Origin of the sequence: Rhodococcus sp. AQ5-07, assembly GCF_009707305.1 — a bacterium.
In the GTDB taxonomy this organism is placed as follows: domain Bacteria; phylum Actinomycetota; class Actinomycetes; order Mycobacteriales; family Mycobacteriaceae; genus Rhodococcus_F; species Rhodococcus_F erythropolis.
The window spans coordinates 4,124,165-4,140,426 of record NZ_CP046099.1; the positions used below are offsets into that span (position 1 = coordinate 4,124,165).

20 protein-coding genes are annotated in these 16,262 nt (G+C 61.3%); 12 read left to right on the forward strand and 8 right to left on the reverse strand.

All coding sequences use genetic code 11. The annotated features are described in order from the left end of the window. Window positions 1-11: 11 nt before the first annotated feature. The 3 genes from GJB56_RS19215 (at window position 12) to GJB56_RS19225 (ending at window position 2,287) form a co-directional block, all read left to right on the forward strand. Window positions 12-1,484 carry an MFS transporter gene (locus tag GJB56_RS19215; protein WP_113682657.1) on the forward strand — a complete coding sequence of 491 codons (1,473 nt, stop codon included), beginning with the start codon at window positions 12-14 and terminating at the stop codon, window positions 1,482-1,484. 111 nt (window positions 1,485-1,595) lie between these two features. Beyond that, entirely contained in the window at window positions 1,596-1,844 is a 249-nt protein-coding gene (locus GJB56_RS31670; RefSeq protein WP_230091017.1) for a DUF2255 family protein, read from the forward strand. Between the two features lie 29 nt (window positions 1,845-1,873). Beyond that, the gene (locus GJB56_RS19225) at window positions 1,874-2,287 is read left to right on the forward strand and encodes a (R)-mandelonitrile lyase (protein WP_113682658.1); all 414 of its coding nucleotides are present in this window, start codon (window positions 1,874-1,876) and stop codon (window positions 2,285-2,287) included. Between the two features lie 13 nt (window positions 2,288-2,300). Here GJB56_RS19225 and lexA read toward each other — a convergent pair whose 3' ends face one another. After that, the gene (lexA, locus tag GJB56_RS19230) at window positions 2,301-2,990 is read right to left on the reverse strand and encodes a transcriptional repressor LexA (RefSeq protein WP_020909365.1); all 690 of its coding nucleotides are present in this window, start codon (window positions 2,988-2,990) and stop codon (window positions 2,301-2,303) included. A gap of 77 nt (window positions 2,991-3,067) precedes the next feature. On the opposite strand from lexA, the gene GJB56_RS19235 reads away from it, so the two are divergent. After that, entirely contained in the window at window positions 3,068-3,526 is a 459-nt protein-coding gene (locus GJB56_RS19235; protein ID WP_113682659.1) for a hypothetical protein, read from the forward strand. Between the two features lie 101 nt (window positions 3,527-3,627). On the opposite strand, the gene GJB56_RS19240 is transcribed toward GJB56_RS19235, so the two are convergent. Then, window positions 3,628-5,127 (reverse strand): flavin-containing monooxygenase, encoded by a 1,500-nt coding sequence (locus GJB56_RS19240; protein ID WP_113682660.1) that lies wholly within the window; start codon window positions 5,125-5,127, stop codon window positions 3,628-3,630. A 771-nt stretch (window positions 5,128-5,898) separates the two neighbouring features. On the opposite strand from GJB56_RS19240, the gene GJB56_RS19245 reads away from it, so the two are divergent. Both GJB56_RS19245 and GJB56_RS19250 read left to right on the forward strand, forming a co-directional pair. Next, a complete protein-coding gene (locus tag GJB56_RS19245) occupies window positions 5,899-6,366 on the forward strand; it encodes a helix-turn-helix transcriptional regulator (RefSeq protein ID WP_019745607.1) in 468 nt (155 codons plus the stop codon). A gap of 167 nt (window positions 6,367-6,533) precedes the next feature. After that, entirely contained in the window at window positions 6,534-7,421 is an 888-nt protein-coding gene (locus tag GJB56_RS19250; protein ID WP_019745608.1) for a ScbA/BarX family gamma-butyrolactone biosynthesis protein, read from the forward strand. A gap of 38 nt (window positions 7,422-7,459) precedes the next feature. Here the strand turns inward: GJB56_RS19250 and GJB56_RS19255 are convergent, their stop codons facing one another. Further along, window positions 7,460-8,104 (reverse strand): ScbR family autoregulator-binding transcription factor, encoded by a 645-nt coding sequence (locus tag GJB56_RS19255; protein WP_019745609.1) that lies wholly within the window; start codon window positions 8,102-8,104, stop codon window positions 7,460-7,462. 86 nt (window positions 8,105-8,190) lie between these two features. Here GJB56_RS19255 and GJB56_RS19260 point away from each other — a divergent pair, with 86 nt between their 5' ends. The 3 genes from GJB56_RS19260 (at window position 8,191) to GJB56_RS31415 (ending at window position 10,807) form a co-directional block, all read left to right on the forward strand. Continuing rightward, window positions 8,191-9,033: an NAD-dependent epimerase/dehydratase family protein gene (locus GJB56_RS19260; protein ID WP_113682662.1), complete on the forward strand. Its 843-nt coding sequence runs from the start codon at window positions 8,191-8,193 to the stop codon at window positions 9,031-9,033. Window positions 9,034-9,394: 361 nt separating this feature from the next. Then, window positions 9,395-10,513: a hypothetical protein gene (locus GJB56_RS19265; RefSeq protein ID WP_113682663.1), complete on the forward strand. Its 1,119-nt coding sequence runs from the start codon at window positions 9,395-9,397 to the stop codon at window positions 10,511-10,513. 147 nt (window positions 10,514-10,660) lie between these two features. Beyond that, window positions 10,661-10,807, forward strand: coding sequence for a hypothetical protein (locus GJB56_RS31415; protein ID WP_021345755.1), 147 nt, complete (start codon window positions 10,661-10,663; stop codon window positions 10,805-10,807). A 5-nt stretch (window positions 10,808-10,812) separates the two neighbouring features. On the opposite strand, the gene GJB56_RS19270 is transcribed toward GJB56_RS31415, so the two are convergent. Then, window positions 10,813-11,469: an alpha-ketoglutarate-dependent dioxygenase AlkB family protein gene (locus tag GJB56_RS19270; protein WP_205318832.1), complete on the reverse strand. Its 657-nt coding sequence runs from the start codon at window positions 11,467-11,469 to the stop codon at window positions 10,813-10,815. Between the two features lie 94 nt (window positions 11,470-11,563). On the opposite strand from GJB56_RS19270, the gene GJB56_RS19275 reads away from it, so the two are divergent. Genes GJB56_RS19275 through GJB56_RS19285 form a run of 3 tightly spaced genes read left to right on the forward strand, consistent with a single transcriptional unit; the run spans window position 11,564 to window position 12,862 of the window. Beyond that, window positions 11,564-11,908: an ArsR/SmtB family transcription factor gene (locus GJB56_RS19275; protein WP_078377347.1), complete on the forward strand. Its 345-nt coding sequence runs from the start codon at window positions 11,564-11,566 to the stop codon at window positions 11,906-11,908. Window positions 11,909-11,910: 2 nt separating this feature from the next. Beyond that, window positions 11,911-12,393: an SRPBCC family protein gene (locus GJB56_RS19280; RefSeq protein WP_070795574.1), complete on the forward strand. Its 483-nt coding sequence runs from the start codon at window positions 11,911-11,913 to the stop codon at window positions 12,391-12,393. Between the two features lie 40 nt (window positions 12,394-12,433). Continuing rightward, the gene (locus GJB56_RS19285; RefSeq protein ID WP_070795573.1) at window positions 12,434-12,862 is read left to right on the forward strand and encodes a VOC family protein; all 429 of its coding nucleotides are present in this window, start codon (window positions 12,434-12,436) and stop codon (window positions 12,860-12,862) included. Here GJB56_RS19285 and GJB56_RS19290 read toward each other — a convergent pair. The 4 genes from GJB56_RS19290 to GJB56_RS19305 are packed head-to-tail and all read right to left on the reverse strand — an operon-like array spanning window position 12,825 to window position 16,241. Further along, window positions 12,825-13,118, reverse strand: coding sequence for an Ada metal-binding domain-containing protein (locus GJB56_RS19290; protein WP_113682665.1), 294 nt, complete (start codon window positions 13,116-13,118; stop codon window positions 12,825-12,827). The two genes, GJB56_RS19285 and GJB56_RS19290, sit on opposite strands and share 38 nt — an antisense overlap. Next, the gene (locus GJB56_RS19295) at window positions 13,108-13,827 is read right to left on the reverse strand and encodes a 2OG-Fe(II) oxygenase (RefSeq protein WP_060937875.1); all 720 of its coding nucleotides are present in this window, start codon (window positions 13,825-13,827) and stop codon (window positions 13,108-13,110) included. Before GJB56_RS19295 ends, GJB56_RS19290 begins: the two co-directional genes overlap by 11 nt. A gap of 21 nt (window positions 13,828-13,848) precedes the next feature. Continuing rightward, the gene (locus GJB56_RS19300; protein WP_113682666.1) at window positions 13,849-14,868 is read right to left on the reverse strand and encodes an ABC transporter substrate-binding protein; all 1,020 of its coding nucleotides are present in this window, start codon (window positions 14,866-14,868) and stop codon (window positions 13,849-13,851) included. Beyond that, entirely contained in the window at window positions 14,865-16,241 is a 1,377-nt protein-coding gene (locus tag GJB56_RS19305; protein WP_113682667.1) for an MFS transporter, read from the reverse strand. The genes GJB56_RS19300 and GJB56_RS19305 overlap by 4 nt, the downstream gene beginning before the upstream one ends. Between the last annotated feature and the right edge of the window lie 21 nt (window positions 16,242-16,262).

Genomic DNA, 16,262 nt, shown 5'->3' on the forward strand with positions numbered 1-16,262 from the left:
AGAAGAAGCGCGTGACCCACACTGCCAACCGTCCCGTTGCCGGTCGCATCAATTCCACCGCGATCCTGGCGATCATTCTGATCAGCTATTTCATGATCCTGCTAGACAATTCGATCATCTTCACCGGGCTACCCAGCATCCAAAGCAGCATGGGTTACTCGGCAACCGGGCTGTCCTGGGTCCAGGACGCCTACACCCTGGTGTTCGGCGGCCTTCTCCTGCTGGGCGCTCGTCTCGGGGATATTTTCGGCCGTCGTCGCGTATTCGTCTCCGGTCTCGCAATTTTCGCGATTGCGTCGTTTCTCGTCGGGGTCGCGCCGAACGGTTGGTGGCTCATCGCGGCGCGCGCTCTCCAAGGCGTCGGAGCCGCAGTGGTGGCCCCGGCGTCGCTGTCACTGCTGACCGCCAGTTTCCCGCCCGGGCCGGAGCGAACGCGCGCTGTTGCCTGGTACGGCGCTGCCGCAGGAATAGGCGCCAGCCTCGGACTCGTGATCGGCGGCGCCCTTGCCGACTGGGTGTCTTGGCGCGCAGGCTTTTTCATCAACGTTCCGATCGGAATCGCGATGATCGCGCTCACGCCCCGGTTCATTCCGGAAACCGAACCCAACTCCGGACGTTTCGATGTGGCGGGCGCTGTTCTCGCCACACTCGGCATGACCGCACTCGTCTTCGGCACCGTCAACTCGGCCGAAGCGGGGTGGACCTCACCGATCACTGTTGCGACACTGGCGGCCGGGGCGATACTACTGACCTTGCTCTTCCTCAACGAAGCGAGAGCGGAGCAGCCGATCATGCCACTGAGGTTGTTCCGCAGCCGGGAGCGATCCGGCGCGTACGCCGCCCGAATGCTCTATCTGGGCGCCATGATCGGATTTTTCTACTTCACGACTCAGCTACTCCAAGGCGTCATGGGCTTCAGCGCGTTCCAAGCTGGCATCGCCTTCTTCCCGATGACGATCGTCAATTTTGCTGTGGCGATGCTGATTCCGCGACTGACACCACGATTCGGAAATTCCGCAATTCTGTCGGTTGGCATTGCCGTCACCCTCGCCGGGATGGCGTGGCTCAGTCTGGTCCATCCCGGTAGCACGTATCTCACTGCGATAGCACTTCCGATGATATTGATCGGCGCCGGGCAGGGGTTGGCTTTCGCTCCGCTGACTTCTGCCGGTATCTCCGGGGTAGAGGCCGAGGATGCCGGTGCCGCATCAGGATTGGTCAACACTGCACACCAACTGGGCAGTGCTCTCGGACTCGGCATCCTCGTCGCAGTTTCCGCGGGCGCCGGAGCCTCTGCCGACGACGCTACAACGGCACTCACCGATCACGTATCAACGGCTCTCACCGCAGGCACCGCCCTGCTGGCCGCTTGTCTCGTCATCGTCCTCGCACTGATCGTCCCGGCTACGAGAACGCGAAGTACCACAAAGCAATTCGAACAGGAGAAAGGAAGCCGAGATGTCGCACTCGTGGACCGAGGCTGAACTGACCAAGATCGGTGGTGCCGAGGAATTGCAGATCTCCTCGTACCGCCGCGACGCACCGCAAGGCCGTACGTCACGATTTGGGTCGTCCGTGCCGACAACCAACTGTACGTGCGCTCGGCATACGGAACCGACAACCCGTGGTTCGTCCGAGCAACGGCAAGTGGAAGGGGCCGAATCCGCGCAGGAGGAATTGAGCGGGACGTGGCGTTCGAGTCCGCCGCACCGGATGCGCACTCGGCGATCGACTCCGCCTACCACACCAAGTACGACCGCTACGGCCCGCAGATCGTCGGCTCCGTCACCGGCCGCGCCGCCGCACCCAACACCATTCGACTTGTTCCGCTGACGCAGAACTGAACCGCCCCTTTCGATTCCGAGGAGACCTCATGGAAATCTTGAAGCCCCAGCCCACCAGCAAAGCACCCAGCGACTGGTTCACCGGCGACGTCTGGTGGGACGTCATCTACGCCGGCCAGGAGCCGTCGAGGATGCGCGCCAACATGGTTCGCTTTGCACCTTGTGCGCGAACCGACTGGCATTCCCATGTCCTCGGGCAGACCCTCCACATCGTCTCCGGGACCGCGCTGGTTCAAGCTCGCGGCGGCGAGATCGTCGAAGTTCACCCGGGCGAGACCATCTATACCCCGGCAGGAGAGGAACACTGGCACGGCGCGGCACCCGACCGTTTCATGACCCACCTTGCGCTGTGGGAAGGACCCGGCGACGGAATCACCGAAACGACATGGGGCGACAAAGTCACCGATGAGGAATACAACGGTCCCCGCGCCAACCATCGCTGAGACCGGACACCTCTCAGATACGTCGCATCACGGAAACAACCTTGCCCAGGATGGCCGCGCGATCGCCATCGATGACGCTGTATGCGGGATTACGAGGCTCGAGGTACACGTGACCGTCGCGACGTCGGAGCACCTTCACGGTGGCCTCGCCGTCGATCATCGCGGCGACGATCTCGCCGGAGTGTGCCTCGTCCTGGCGCCGCACCACGACGACGTCGCCGTCGCAGATTGCTGCGTCGACCATCGACTCACCGCGCACCCGAAGTCCGAACACCGTGCCGGAGCCCACGAGCTCGCGAGGAAGCGCCAGCACCTCGTCGGCGTGCTCCTCCGCGAGGATCGGCGCGCCGGCCGCAATGTCACCGACGACCGGAACCGTCACGGTGTTCGACGACGACTGTTCCTTCGCTCCCACGAGGAACGGCCGCACGTCCAACTGCCGAGCCATGGCCGCTCCCCTACGGAGGAAGCCCTTCTCTTCGAGGCTCTTGAGGTGCTTGGATACCGTCGACGTCGAGCGCAGACCAACCGCGTCTCCGATCTGCCGTGTGCTCGGCGTGCACCCGTTGGCAGCCACGAGATCCCGGATGGTCATCAGAATCTGCTGCTGGCGGAGCGGCAGGGAGGAGGCGTCGAGTCCACCGAACATGTCGAGATCGTCGTAATCGGTCACGACGAGAATCGTAGTGAGGGGTCCCGACATCCAATCCAGGCAGCCGCAGCCTGCCAGAAACGGCACAGACAGTTTGTTTCCCGAGCGGCGCATGGCACGCTGAGCTCATGGAGCCTCTCGAACCGATGCGCCCGGTTAGTGTTGCAGTCGACACGCGGACCAAGACTCCACTCTGGAAGTTGGTGGTGCTCTATCCGGCAGTGACATCGGTGTTCATGTTTGCCGCACTCACCACCCGAACGGGAATTGGTCTTGTCGTCCTGGGACTGGTCATTTTCGCAGTCGGCGCGAGCACTTATGCGATGTCGGAGCGACGGATGCTTCGGGAGAACTCGGGGGTTCGAGTTCCATACTTCGCCGGACCTCCTGTCGCCCCGCGGCACGTCGATCTACTCGCGGCAGCAGGGATGCCCCTGCTTACGAGTGGAGCGGTGTTGACCGTCCAGGCATCCGATACAGAACGTCCTTGGGTTTTCATATCGGTGTTAGTGATAGCGATGGTCCTGGCAATAACTGTCCCGATGGTTGTGCATAACGTGCGGGTCAAGCGGACAGAATCAGCCTGAGCAGTCACGCCATACCGATATCTCGCAGCGTCACGTTCAGCCTTCCCAGACGTCGGACCGACGTCTGGGTGGTGCGACCGGTTCACCCCCGGTGGAGTCGACTATGCGCTGGCGACCTTGCTATCAGGCACGACAGGAATGTCTACCTTGCTGAACTGCAGCACACCGTCTTCGATCTCGGCGTCGTGCATCAGCTTGCGGTCGCGGTAGTAATTGTTGACCACTTTCCACGCGCCGCGGGCACCCTGACGCGGCATTTCTCCGTCGCCGCGCTGGATGTAGCCCGAGGTCAGGGCTCCGCCCATGAGAGATTCTTCGGCGAAGTCCTCGGGTTCGGCGTGAACCTCGAAAGTCGTGTAGCTGCGATCGCGCATGATCTTGAGCACGCGACACAGATAGGACGCGGCCAGGTCAGCCTTGAGCGTCCACGACGCGTTGGTGTAGCCGAGGATCATCAGGAAGTTCGGGATGTCGGAGTAGAGCACGCTCTTGTAGGCCACAGTCTCGTTGAGCTTGACCGGCTCGCCGTCGATGCTCATGGTCGCGCCGCCCAGAATCTGTACGTTCAAGCCGGTCGCCGTGACGATGACGTCGGCCTCGATTTCGCGGCCCGACTCGGTCACGATGCCCTTCTCGGTGAACGTGGCGATACGGTCGGTGACGATGTCGGCCTTGCCGCTCTTGAGCACCTTGAACAGGTCCCCGTTGGGAACCACGCACAGGCGCTGATCCCACGGGTTGTAGCTGGGAGTGAAGTGACGCAGGTCCACGTTCTTGCCGAGCTGCAGGCGGATCTGGGCGAGGAACAGCTTCTTGGCCAGCTTCGGGTTGGTGCGAGAAAGCTGAAAGCTGGCGCGTTGCAGTGCGATATTGCGGGCTCGACCAATCTTGTAAGCAATCTGGTCGGGAACGCGTGCGAGCTTGAGACCCTTGGCAACAGGGTCCTCGGACGGAAGCGCCTGGATCCACGTGGGCGAGCGCTGCAGCATGGTGACGTGACCGGCGGTGGGGGCCATCGACGGGATCAGCGTGATCGCGGTGGCGCCGGAACCGATGACCACTACCTTCTTTCCGGTGTAATCGAGATCCTCCGGCCAGTGCTGCGGGTGCACGATCTGACCGCGGAAGTCGTCCTCACCGGGGAAGGCGGGGCGGTAGCCCTTGTCGTAGTTGTAGTAACCACAGGCGCCGACGAGGACGTTCGCGGTCCACGTCTCGGTCTCCCCCGTCGCCTCGACCAGGACGGTCACGGACCACTCCGCGGCGGTACGGTCGAAGTCCATAGACACGACCTTGCGGCCGAAGTTGATGTGGTCGGTGACGCCGTATTCCTTGGCGGTTTCCTCGACGTAGTCACGGATACTGGCGCCGTCTGCGAGCACTTTGGTGCCGATCCAAGGACGGAAACCGAATCCGAAGGTGAGCATGTCGGAGTCCGAACGGATGCCCGGGTACTTGAACAGGTCCCAGGTGCCACCGATGTTCTCGCGGCGCTCGAGGATCGCGTAAGTGCTTCCGGTCTGCTCACGAATGAGGTGGCAAGCCGCGCCGATTCCGGACAAGCCAGCGCCGATGATCAGTACGTCGACATGCTGTGTCATGGAGGAAACTCGTTTCGTAGGTCGTCGCGAAGCTACATCTGGCGTCGGCAGTGGCCGAGAACGATCGGCCGGTTCAGGCCGGGTTCCCTAAGGTCAGCGCCAATGTACAGGGTATGTGCAACTGGCGGTAACAGTCAATATCTCGACCCGACTGGGTACAGACCATTGAGAGTGCGACGCACCGGCCTCGCGGAAACTCGATCGAGACGACTGAATGCCGCCAGCCACTGGAGAGTCGTTCACGTCGCCGACGGAACGTCCCATGGCTCGTCTACGCGGGATACTCGTCGCCCAAATATTCAGCGCCCTAGCATAATTCGCGGGCACACCATCAGGTGTCTACGGGAGCTTTTATGTGGCACCGGAGGCGCCACACTCTATTCGCCTGGATGACGCGTCGAACGCACGAGTCTCCATGGGCGGACGGGCAACTGCGCTATCGCTGTCACCCTTCGTGCGCATCAGCGGAGAGGTCACTCCGATAACGAGCCCGCTGACGAAACCACGCTGAAACCAACGGTTTTGGATTCGCAACGAGGAAAACGGGCGGACTGGACCTCCACCGGTGATGTAGTCGCTATGACACACTCCAGCACAGTCACGGTGTACACCACTCATAGCGATCGAGGGTTCGCCAATGCAATCGCTGCCGGAATCAGCACCGGGGCCTATTCCGCGCCACAAACCGCAGACACGAGCCTGTTAAGGCACCACACCAGCGATCACGGTAGAGCGCTTGTTCTCCTACCACTCGGGGGCGTCGATTGGCACGTGAAGGAGCTTTCCGCACTCGAGGGATCGGTCCTGGTCGGCGATCTCAGTAGCGGCCGCTCCATGATTCGGGGGCTTGCTGCGGGCGCACACTCCGCGCTCAACTCTCAACTCCCGTTCGCATCGCTGCTCGATGAGCTGCAGGCCGCACTCAACCCCAATTCCACTCAACCTGCACACGAGAAGTCCTCGCTCGTACAACGCATCCGGTTGCGCACCGAAGAATCCGCACGAATCGGCAGTCTCACCGATCGCGAATTCGAGATCGTGGGTCTTCTCTACGGCGGTTCGAATGTCGACTCGATTGCTCGAACCGCCCACATCGCACCGACCACGGTTCGCGCCCACGTCCGAAGCATCCTGCAGAAACTGGGGGTGCACTCCCAACTGGAGGCATGCGCGATGCTCCGCCGCTCTGGTCACGACGCACGCAGACACCCGCTGGAACTTCGGATCGGACGCTTCTAGCAGGAAGTGCCCCAGACACACTCGTTGAGATGGGTGCTACCCCTGATCGAACTCGACCTTCGCAAAGATCGTCAATTTTGACGATTCGACGACGTGTCCGGACGTCGAAAATTGGTTCCTACACGACACCGAAGACACGAGCGAAAATCGAAAGGTGCATTCAATCAATGGAATACACACGCACAGTGCCGCGGCATCTCGTCCACAGACATGCTGTTGCCGAGGTTTTCTTGACGGACTACCGGATCGAATCGGACTCGGCGTACCAGGTTGCTGTGCAACTCCCGGTCTCGCACCGGATATTCGACGTATCGAGCGAGCAACACGATCCACTCGGGGTGGCAGAAGCATTTCGACAGGCAGTGGTGCTTCTCTGCCACACCCGATACGAGATTCCACTGCACTACAAGTTCCTCATGGAAACATTCAGCTTCGAGATGTTGGATGCGCTCGACGTGCAACCAGTCGCGGAGCCGTTGAGTTTCTCGATGACAGCGGACAACCTCACTCATCGCGACGGAGCGGTCTCGGGGGTCGAAGTGTCGGGGATCCTCAGAGAGGGCAACCGGCACGTCGCCAGATGCAAAGCTGTTGCGCGAGGAGTCAGCCCCGAGGGATACCGTCGAATTCGGCAAGGACGAGAAGACCACCGCCCGAGCCGGCGCATCCTTCCTTCCGGAACCGCGGTGGTCGGATCGGAGCGAGTCGGACGCCTAACCGATGGAGATGTGCTCATCAGCACTGATCCTGCTCGGCACACGATGTTCTGCACTCCCGATCCGCGCAACCACTCCCTTTTCGACCACCCCGTCGACCACATCCCAGGAATGATTCTTTTCGAGGCCGCCCGACAAGCGGTCCGATTCCACATCGGCAACCCAGCAACCAAGATCGCCTCACTCTCGGCGGTCTTTCCGAGGTTCACTGAATGGGAAACGCCGTGCGAGGTGTCAACGCCCCTCCTTGACGCGTCAGGCCATGTGCACCGAGTTCGGTTCACTCAAGATCTGGAAACCACCGCGGAACTTGAACTTACAGTTGCGGACCAATTATGAGAGGGAACGAACACATTCTGCTCGTCGCGTCATCCACGTCAAACGCTCGGTGGTTCCCACTCTCTCGGTGCAAGCGCCGCCAGTTGCATGACGTGCGCCAACTTGTCCTCGCGGACAATCGTTGGCAGCACCAAGTTCCACATCTGACTCAACCGCTCGTACAGATCGGTTCTGCCCGTAAGCATTTCCGAGAGAATCTGCACTCCGGTGAACGACCCCACCACAAATCGAGCCAACGCGTCGATATCGGTGCCCGGGACGATATCGCCGGCTTCGGCCGCTTGGGTTGCCACCTGCTTGATAGCCTCGATCCAATCGAGATACGGCTGTTCGATGGGACCTTGAATACTGCCGATCTCCATCGTCAACCGCATGCCACCTCGCGCGATGGGCTCGGTCACAAGCTGCCGAGCCATCTCCTGCGAAACGAGCACCAGGGTTTCTACCGCGATGTCGGAATGCGCAGCAACCCTCCGGGTACCCTCCATCGCCATACCGTGCTGCGCTGCGATGACCGCGTGCGCAAGCTCCTCCTTCGACGCGAAATGAAAATACATCGCACCCTTGGACACGCCCCCGTGTTGCAAGATCGTGCCCAGACTGGCGGAGTACCCGAACTTCTCGAAGCTCTTCGCAGCACCCAAAATGACGGCCTGGCGCGTGAGGACCGCACGCTCCTGCATGATCTACCCAGCTCTCGTTGCCGACGGAATGAATCTCAACGATACGTCGAAAGACCCGGCAGCAACGCCCTCGACACGGACACACCATGACGACTCTGGTACTCGGAGCCACTGGTTTCATCGGCTCAGCAGTGATGAACCAGCTGGTTTCCCGGGACGGAAACGCTGCAATCGGTTTCGTTCGCACGGACAGCGCAGCCAAACAACTCAGCCGCAACGGAATTGCCGCCGCTATCGGCGACATCAACGAAAGCGCCTCTCTACGAGTTGCAATGAGCCAGGCGTCGACCGTCATTTGCTGCGTGTCGTACGTGGGCGACGACGAACAACAGTGCGTTCACGTCAACGAACACGGCATACGAAACGTTGCGTCGATCGCCGCCGCCGTCGGCGTCGAACGGCTGCTCTACGTCAGCACCGCCGCGGTGTACGGGCCAGGCCCGTTTCGAGACCTGCCCGTCAACGGCGCACCTCTCAAACCCCTCTCACCTGCCAGCCGCACGCGCGCCCTCGCCGAGGAGTTCGTGCGCGACGCCGGAGGCCTCGTCGTCCGGCCCCATCTCGTGTACGGACCCGGCGACAGATGGTTTCTGCCGACACTGACGCGAATCGTCTCTCGACTCGGCTCGATCATCGACAATGGTAGCGCGATCCTGTCAGTAGTCGACGTAAACCTACTCGCCCGATCTATCTACAAACTGTCGACAGAACAGCAATTTCGCTACGGCTCAACACTTCACGTCAACGAACCTGTCCCGCGGACAGTCATCGACCTTCTCGAGCATCATGCGCGGGAGACCAATTGGACTCTGCCCCAAAGCTCTATCCCCCGCGCCGACGCAGTGAAAGCTGCTGCCCAGCTGGGTCTCGACATGCACAAGATAGACATGATCAGTCTCGATCACTGGTTTCGGTCGAGACTGTACTGATGACACAAAGGTTGCTCTCGCCAAAACAACTGCCTCCCAAACTTTTCAGTTCTCATTCGGGATCTTCCTGCGCAATGAACAGGACCTATTGCGCTGTCACTACAGACGAACAGTGCGAGCACTGATGGACGAAACAATGGCTGCCCAAATACGGCAGTGGTCGCGCCCACCAACAATGGCCGCGTTCACGCGACTGGCAGCAGCCGGGGGTTCCCTTCCGTCCACCTTCGCCGCCGAATGCAGCGTGTGACGATCTACGTCGTGCGCGACGAACCGGCCAGGAGCTCTGACATCACGGGAGAAACCTCTCCATCTCGCCGACCTCGGCTACCGTCATCTGAACCAGAAAACGGGAGAACAGATGCTCACTGCGGATATTTTGCTGTCGGGACCGCGCGGGCGCCGGATGCTGCTCGCGTATGCGATCGACGCCGAACGCACCCTGCGGCCCGAGCCAGGCGACGGTATGTTCCGCATCAGCGCTCACCGGGCGGCTTATCACCTCGACGTCAGGCAAGGCACCTCCCGAGTGTTGTTCGGCCCGGGCGCCGAAGAGGCCCGGCGGACAATAGTCACCGCCGAGGATGTGGCGCGTAGCCTCTCGGAAATCTCGCTCCCCGACGTCACCGCCGTCGATCTACGCTCCGCCCTCGCAGAAGCCGTCGATGCGGCACGCTACTGGCAGGAACCCGACGGAGAAGACGTCCTCGTCGCCACCGAGGTTATGCAAGATGAGCTTCGACGCGTCGCGGAGCACATTGCCGGCTCCGAATGCGCGCGGTGGTGGTCAACCTCGCTCGCCTCATCCGACCAATGGTCGATCATGAGCAGAGGTGAGGAATCTCCGGACACAGACGAAGTGCCTGCTGCGCAACAACTCCTCAGCGAGTGGCGCACGAGCACCCTGGAATCGGAAGAGAGAGCTGAACGTGACCGCCCGGTGGATCCCGCGGCGAACTGGTCAGGTTATTGGTGGTCGAATCCACCCACTCAGGATTCGACGAGGGCGCTGTTCGACGGGACTCCGGCGGGCTTGTGGTTCGTCGAAGACAGCATGGGATGGGAACGGGTCGTCGTGCGAGCATTGCGGCCACCGACTGGCGCACGCATCTACGAGATCGACAGCGCACAAGCCTGGTCGGATCTGTGCAGACGGTTCCCACTCGAGGTCACCGCGGAGAAGCGGCACGATTGGTACCGGACGACCGGCCGATCAGGCAGGTGGGTCATCCCGGACTGGGTGCAGGTCGCGGAAAGTTTTGAGGGAGTGCACCTTACCGTGACGGGATACCTGGCGGCGGCAGGAACCGCGATCGAGGTCGATGCCGACACGGCGAGCGTCATCGCGGGCTGGGCACCCGACGAAACATACTGGTTCACCGATGCTGCCACCTACATCTCCGAGCCGTGTGTTTGGGTGCTGCACGACGGCCCGGAAGTGACCGACCAGCCCGCATGGACGCTGGAATCGCAGCAATGACCCACACGTGAGGGTCTGCTAGGCATGAGATTCCGTGAGGAATCGATCGCAGTTGCCCTCCGGGTCGGGTCAACCTCAACGGCCTACCGAGTTGCACCCGGCCCATCCCCGACTGGTGGATCGGAGCCGGAAGTCGATAATGAGGGCATGAACGAGACACAACCCCACAACCTCGAACGAGAGCGCTGGCGCACGCTGCCAACTCCACCGTCGAACGAGTTGATCGAGATGGTCGGGGACGGACCTTCGAGCGCAGACTTCGACCCTGCTGCACCAATGGCACAGCAGGGGTGAGACAGTCACGACATTCCGGTATCCCGCAGGGTGATGTTCAGCCGCCCGGACGGCAGACCAATGTCGGGACTTGCACTTCCCGCAATAACTTTCGGCACTCCGTGATACGCGAACCGAGACTCCCCACCGAAGACGAAGAGATCACCCGAATGGAGTTCGACGTCGGTGTACGGCTTGTTCCGATTCTCGGAATTCCCGAACCGAAAGACACAACTCTGCCCGACGCTCAGTGAGACGACGGGAGCGTCGCAGCGCTCGTCCTTGTCCTGATGCATACCCATCCGAGCGCCCTCGTCATAGAAATTGATCAGCGCAGTGTCCGGCGTGTACCGCTCCCCCACAGTCGGATCATCATAAGCCGCGGCAACTGCGCTACGGCCGAGGCCAACGAGCCAGTCGGGCACAGCGGCAACCGGTTCACCGTTCACGTCGTCGGCGGTGCGCGTGTATTTGTACGGCTGCCAGTGCCAACCGAGACAGACTGTTTGCACCGACATCTTGCGCCCACCAGGGACGACGGCCGAGCGCATCGGCACGGGCGCGGTCGCCCACCGTCGGCACTCGGCCACCAAGGTGCGCTGTTGTTCGATGCTGAGCCAATCCGGAACGAGAATCGCCCCTGGCGCCACTTCCATTCGTGGCCGAGGAATCAGAGCGTTCATGAATTCCACGCTAATCGGTTTCGAAGCATTGACACCCTCCGTATGGGCTCGTATCGTAATCAACAGATTGGTTGATAAAGGAGATGGTTGACAAGTGATCGTGGATCCAGGGGCAGACGAGCGCCTCGACAAAGCGTTCATGGCGCTTGCCGACCCGGTACGACGGCGGATCATCGCCCGCCTGAGCACCGGCCCCCACACGGTCAACGAGTTGGCCGAGCCATTCGAGATCACGAAACAGGCCGTCTCCAAACATATTCAGGTACTCGAAGCCGCGGGTTTGGTCACTCGCAGCCGCGAAGCACAGAGGCGGCCGGTACATCTCAACGCCGCAACTCTCGAGGCTTTGACCGCCTGGATCGACCACTATCGACTGATCCACGAACAACAGTTCCGCAAGCTCGATCACCTACTCAGCACCACACAGAAGGAGACTTAGCCATGGCTACCACCAAACCCGTCACCATCACGGCTCCTGAGGGCGTGCCGTACATCGACATCACCCGCGAATTCGACGCACCCGTCAGTGCCGTCTTCGCAGCTCATTCGAATCCCGAACTGGTCAAGCAATGGCTCGGCCCCAACGGATACGAGATGGAGATCGACGAATACGAGTTCGTGAGCGGCGGTCGATACAAGTACGTCCATCGCAACCCCGAGGGCGAAGAGTTCCGGTTCAACGGTGTATTTCACGTTGTTCGCGAGAACGACTTTGCCATCCAAACCTTCGAATACGAGGGATTTCCCGACGTCGTCAGCATCGAATCGATCACTTTCGAGGATCTGGGCAACGGACGCACCCGCCTCTCCGGCCATTCCGTATATCCGAGCCTCGAAGCGCGAGACGGAATGATCGAGAGCAATATGGAGCTCGGCGTCACCGAAGGTTACGAACGCCTGGACAAGATCGTCGCGCAACTCTGACCACCTGTTTGCCCGAACCTCTTCAGCGAAAGGCAGTTTCATGGACTGGACCCTCGAAGTAGTCATCGTTCCCGTCAGTGACCTCGACCGCTCCATCGAGTTCTACCGTGACAAGGTCGGTTTCGATCTCGACCACCACACCGTCAACGAACACATGACGGTCGCCCAGCTCACTCCGCGTGGTTCGGGCTGCTCGATCGTCATCGGCAACCTGCCGTCGCAAACCGAGATGGCCCCTGGTTCGTTGAAGGGATTGCAGTTGGTCGTGGCCGACGCTGCAACGGCTCGCCAAGAGCTCATCAACCGCGGCGTCGATGCCAGTGAGGTCACCGTCTTCGACGAGCGCGACGGGGGCACCTTCTTCGGATTCGCCGACCCGGACGGCAATACCTGGGCTGTCCAGCAGCTGAAGGTCCGCGGCGACAAGCCGCTCATTCCGAAGGAGTACCGCGACCGCTTCGGCGCGTAGCAACTGCCTTCCAGGCTGCGTAACCTTCGGGCATGCAGACAGCACAGGGGCGATAGCCGGCCGCAATCGCGGTCGGCTCGTCCGCGAAGAACACCCGACTGGCGACATACCCACCATGCGCGATTGCCTGCGCAGCCCCTCGACAGTCGAGTCGACCGTAGATCTTCGTTTTCCGGTGCCCGCCAAGGACACCGGGCGTCGAACTCTCGTAGGGTTTGTTGCGAGCGTCGCGGAGAGTGTACGTTTTACTCGGCATCATGAAGCACCAATCCCAATGTTCGACGCGTGCCGGAGTGCACCACGCTGACACCATGTCGCACAGGGGCTCTCGACCACCCCCGCGAACTCTGCACCGGTCGATCCCGCGTGGTGAAGATCAACGCGTGACCTTGCTCGAGAACTGTCACCGTCCCTTTCGACTGGGCGCGCGGCCGCTGTTCCACGAGCAAGAACTCGCCGCCGGCGTGGTCGATGCGAGGTCTGTCGAGCCCGATCACGACTTGCAAGGGAAACACCAACTCTCCGTACAAGTCCCGATGCAATGCATTCCAGTCACCAGGTCCGTACGACAGAAGGATCGGGGTAGGGCGATTCTGACCGGCGTCGTGACACTGATCGATCCATTCTTCGAATGAATCCGGCCACGGTGCACCCTCGCCCAGCTTGAACGCCCACTCCCGCGCCACGGGCAGCAGGTGTCGGTAGAAGGCGGATCGCATAGCCGTGATCGGCTCCGGTACGGGATCGCCGAAGTACCGGTACTCCCCCTGGCCGAAGCGGTATCGAGCCATGTCGATGGTGCTCCGGAACCGGTCGACGTCCGAGTACCAGGAAGCAATTTCGCGGCACTCCGACTCGTCGAGTATCGGCGCCGTCTGGGCACACCCACTGGAGTTGATTCCCTCGATCAGCGCAGGCCAATCGAGGGAATCAACTCGAGCAGACAGATCGGTGAAGAGGTCCATACGTCGTAGACGACGCGGCGGTCAGGAATGTGAGAATGCCAGCAGCTGGTCAGCCAGATTGTTGTACGTACGGGCGATCCCGGCATAACTGAGCACGGGTTCCGGATTCCAGGTCCCGATCTTTCCCGCCTTCACCGCGGGCAAGTTGGACCACGCAGGATTGGTTCCGAGCGTATCCAGTTGCAAACTGGACGGGCGATCGTCGAGGAAGATCATGTCGGCCGGATAGTGGTCCGCCATCTCCCAAGCCAGTTTCTCGACGTAGACCGACGATCCCTCGGCCGGATCGACGACGGCAAGTCCCAATCCCGCCAGGTCTGCGAGGATCGGGAATCCCGAAAGACTGACACGAATCGTGTCCGGATCTGCGGACGCGAACAAAACCTGTGAATTATTCAGCGAAGAAGCAACTTCGGAGATCCGCGCACGCGCAGCGTCGTAGTCTTTTCGCTGAGCCTCCATATCCTGGTCCGCTCCGAGTTCCACGGCCAGTTCCACGATCTCTTGCACGGTTCGGTCGATGGTTCCTGCTGCCGTTTCCACGAACAGTACTGTCGACAAGCCTTTCACCGCATCCAAGTTCGCCTCGTCTAGTAGTGCCGAACCACGCAACTGAGGGACGATGACGACGTCCGGCTCCAGCACAGCGATCTTCTCGAGTTCCACTTGTCCCCAGAGCTGCCCGACCATGTCGGTCTTCGAGAAATCCAAGTTGCCGGAGATGCTGGTGTCCGTTGATCCCGGTGATCGTGTCAGCGCCCCGAAAACACCGACAGGCACCAGTCCGTAATCCCAGAGAGCACCCGCGATACCGGTGTAGGTGACAAATGTCCTTGGCGGTGAATCCAATTCGATCAGGTTGCCGCGATCATCGGTGAAGGACCAGCCTGCATCGCCTTCACCCCCGGCGTCTGCGCCCGAATGCGAGCAACCGGTCGCTGCCAGCGCAGCAGCCAATCCTGCTGCAGCGCCGAGGAACCTGCGGCGACTCCAGTCCATCTCGAGACGCCGGTGCGGTCGTGGAGTGAACAGCGTGGTCATGTGTGTGCCCTTTCGGCGATTGGCTGAACTGTTGCAGGAGTTGACGAACGAGAAAAGAGAAGGATCGACACCAAACCCGTGAGCATTCCGACGCCGGCGCAGAAGACCAACGGCCACAGCAAGGCGAACTCGTCCGGACCGGCGAAGAGAGAGCCGCACAACGCAATTCCGACGGCAAGCCCGAATTGACGCGACGAGTTGGCTGTCGCCGAAGCCGTCCCGGCGCGCTCTGCCGGGGCGTCCGACATCGCGGCACCCGGCAGCACCGGCGACACCATCGCGGAACCGACACCGGTCAGAATCAGTCCGGCGATCAGCGCGGGCCAGACCGGCTCGGCGAGAACGTACAGCATGGCCACGCAACCGATTCCGCAGAGAATCGTCCCGAATCCGAGCGACAGTCGAAGGTCGACTCGCTGAAGCCGTGATCCACACAGCGCCGACACGAAGACAAAAGCGAGCGGTTGAATCGAGAGCACGAGTGCGGCCGCCGATGCCGACAGTTCCAGCCCGTTCTGCAGCCACAATGAAAGGACTACGAGCGGGCCGTAGGCCGCGAGGTAGTACCCGAACGCAGCGACGAGGACGCCGTCGAATTTCAGGGATCGGAACAATGCCGGATCGAGCATCGGACTGCTGCCTCGACGCTGCCAGGACACAAACGCCGTCAGCGCACCGATTGCGATCAGGAAGGCAAGAACTGTCGACGACGAAGCCCACCCGATGTCGCCGCCCCACGTCACGCCGAGAACCGCGGCAACGGCAGCGAGGGTGAACAAAACGATTCCGGCCCAGTCGATGTTGTCGTCGCCGCGCTCACTGTCGGCGAAAGAGAACACAGCCATTGCGAGCGCCACTGCGGCCACGGGTATTCCGAAATAGAAGACCGCACGCCAGTCGAAGAGCTGCGTCAGCAGCCCTCCTGCAACGTTCCCGATTCCCGCCGCCAATCCAGCGACGGCGCCCCACGCGGCAAAGGCGACGTGACGATCGCGGCCCGAATATGCGTCGCCGAGCAGAGGCAGGAGCGTCGCGAACATCGCCGCACCGGCAATTCCTTGCGCGCCGCGAGCAACGACCAGAACCGTGACGTCCGGAGCAATCGCGCACGCGGCCGTTGCAACCAGGAACACGACCAGTCCGCAGATGTAGAGGCGTTTACGTCCCCACGCATCGCCGAGTGCGCCCATGCCCACCAGAAGCGCAGCAAGAGCCAGCGTGTAGGCGTCGACGACCCAGGACATCGCGCCCGTACTGCCGTCCAAACCGACTGCGATGGCCGGCACCGCGATTGTCGTGATGGTGGCGTACGTCAGTAACAGGAAAGTTCCGATGCATGCGGCGATGAGCGGCAGCCATCGTCGTGCCGACATGGTCAACCTCCGGATAGGGCG

Excerpts from the sequence above, each read along its gene's own strand:
- GJB56_RS19265 (WP_113682663.1), top strand. The coding sequence starts at position 9,395 with ATGCTCACTGCGGATATTTTGCTGTCGGGACCGCGCGGGCGCCGGATG.
- GJB56_RS19300 (WP_113682666.1), bottom strand. The coding sequence starts at position 14,868 with ATGACCACGCTGTTCACTCCACGACCGCACCGGCGTCTCGAGATGGAC.
- GJB56_RS19225 (WP_113682658.1), top strand. The coding sequence starts at position 1,874 with ATGGAAATCTTGAAGCCCCAGCCCACCAGCAAAGCACCCAGCGACTGG.
- GJB56_RS19290 (WP_113682665.1), bottom strand. The coding sequence starts at position 13,118 with ATGCCGAGTAAAACGTACACTCTCCGCGACGCTCGCAACAAACCCTAC.
- lexA (WP_020909365.1), bottom strand. The coding sequence starts at position 2,990 with ATGTCGGGACCCCTCACTACGATTCTCGTCGTGACCGATTACGACGAT.
- GJB56_RS19305 (WP_113682667.1), bottom strand. The coding sequence starts at position 16,241 with ATGTCGGCACGACGATGGCTGCCGCTCATCGCCGCATGCATCGGAACT.
- GJB56_RS31415 (WP_021345755.1), top strand. The coding sequence starts at position 10,661 with ATGAACGAGACACAACCCCACAACCTCGAACGAGAGCGCTGGCGCACG.
- GJB56_RS19285 (WP_070795573.1), top strand. The coding sequence starts at position 12,434 with ATGGACTGGACCCTCGAAGTAGTCATCGTTCCCGTCAGTGACCTCGAC.
- GJB56_RS19240 (WP_113682660.1), bottom strand. The coding sequence starts at position 5,127 with ATGACACAGCATGTCGACGTACTGATCATCGGCGCTGGCTTGTCCGGA.
- GJB56_RS19235 (WP_113682659.1), top strand. The coding sequence starts at position 3,068 with ATGGAGCCTCTCGAACCGATGCGCCCGGTTAGTGTTGCAGTCGACACG.
- GJB56_RS19270 (WP_205318832.1), bottom strand. The coding sequence starts at position 11,469 with ATGAACGCTCTGATTCCTCGGCCACGAATGGAAGTGGCGCCAGGGGCG.
- GJB56_RS19295 (WP_060937875.1), bottom strand. The coding sequence starts at position 13,827 with ATGGACCTCTTCACCGATCTGTCTGCTCGAGTTGATTCCCTCGATTGG.
- GJB56_RS19250 (WP_019745608.1), top strand. The coding sequence starts at position 6,534 with ATGGAATACACACGCACAGTGCCGCGGCATCTCGTCCACAGACATGCT.
- GJB56_RS19280 (WP_070795574.1), top strand. The coding sequence starts at position 11,911 with ATGGCTACCACCAAACCCGTCACCATCACGGCTCCTGAGGGCGTGCCG.
- GJB56_RS19255 (WP_019745609.1), bottom strand. The coding sequence starts at position 8,104 with ATGCAGGAGCGTGCGGTCCTCACGCGCCAGGCCGTCATTTTGGGTGCT.
- GJB56_RS19260 (WP_113682662.1), top strand. The coding sequence starts at position 8,191 with ATGACGACTCTGGTACTCGGAGCCACTGGTTTCATCGGCTCAGCAGTG.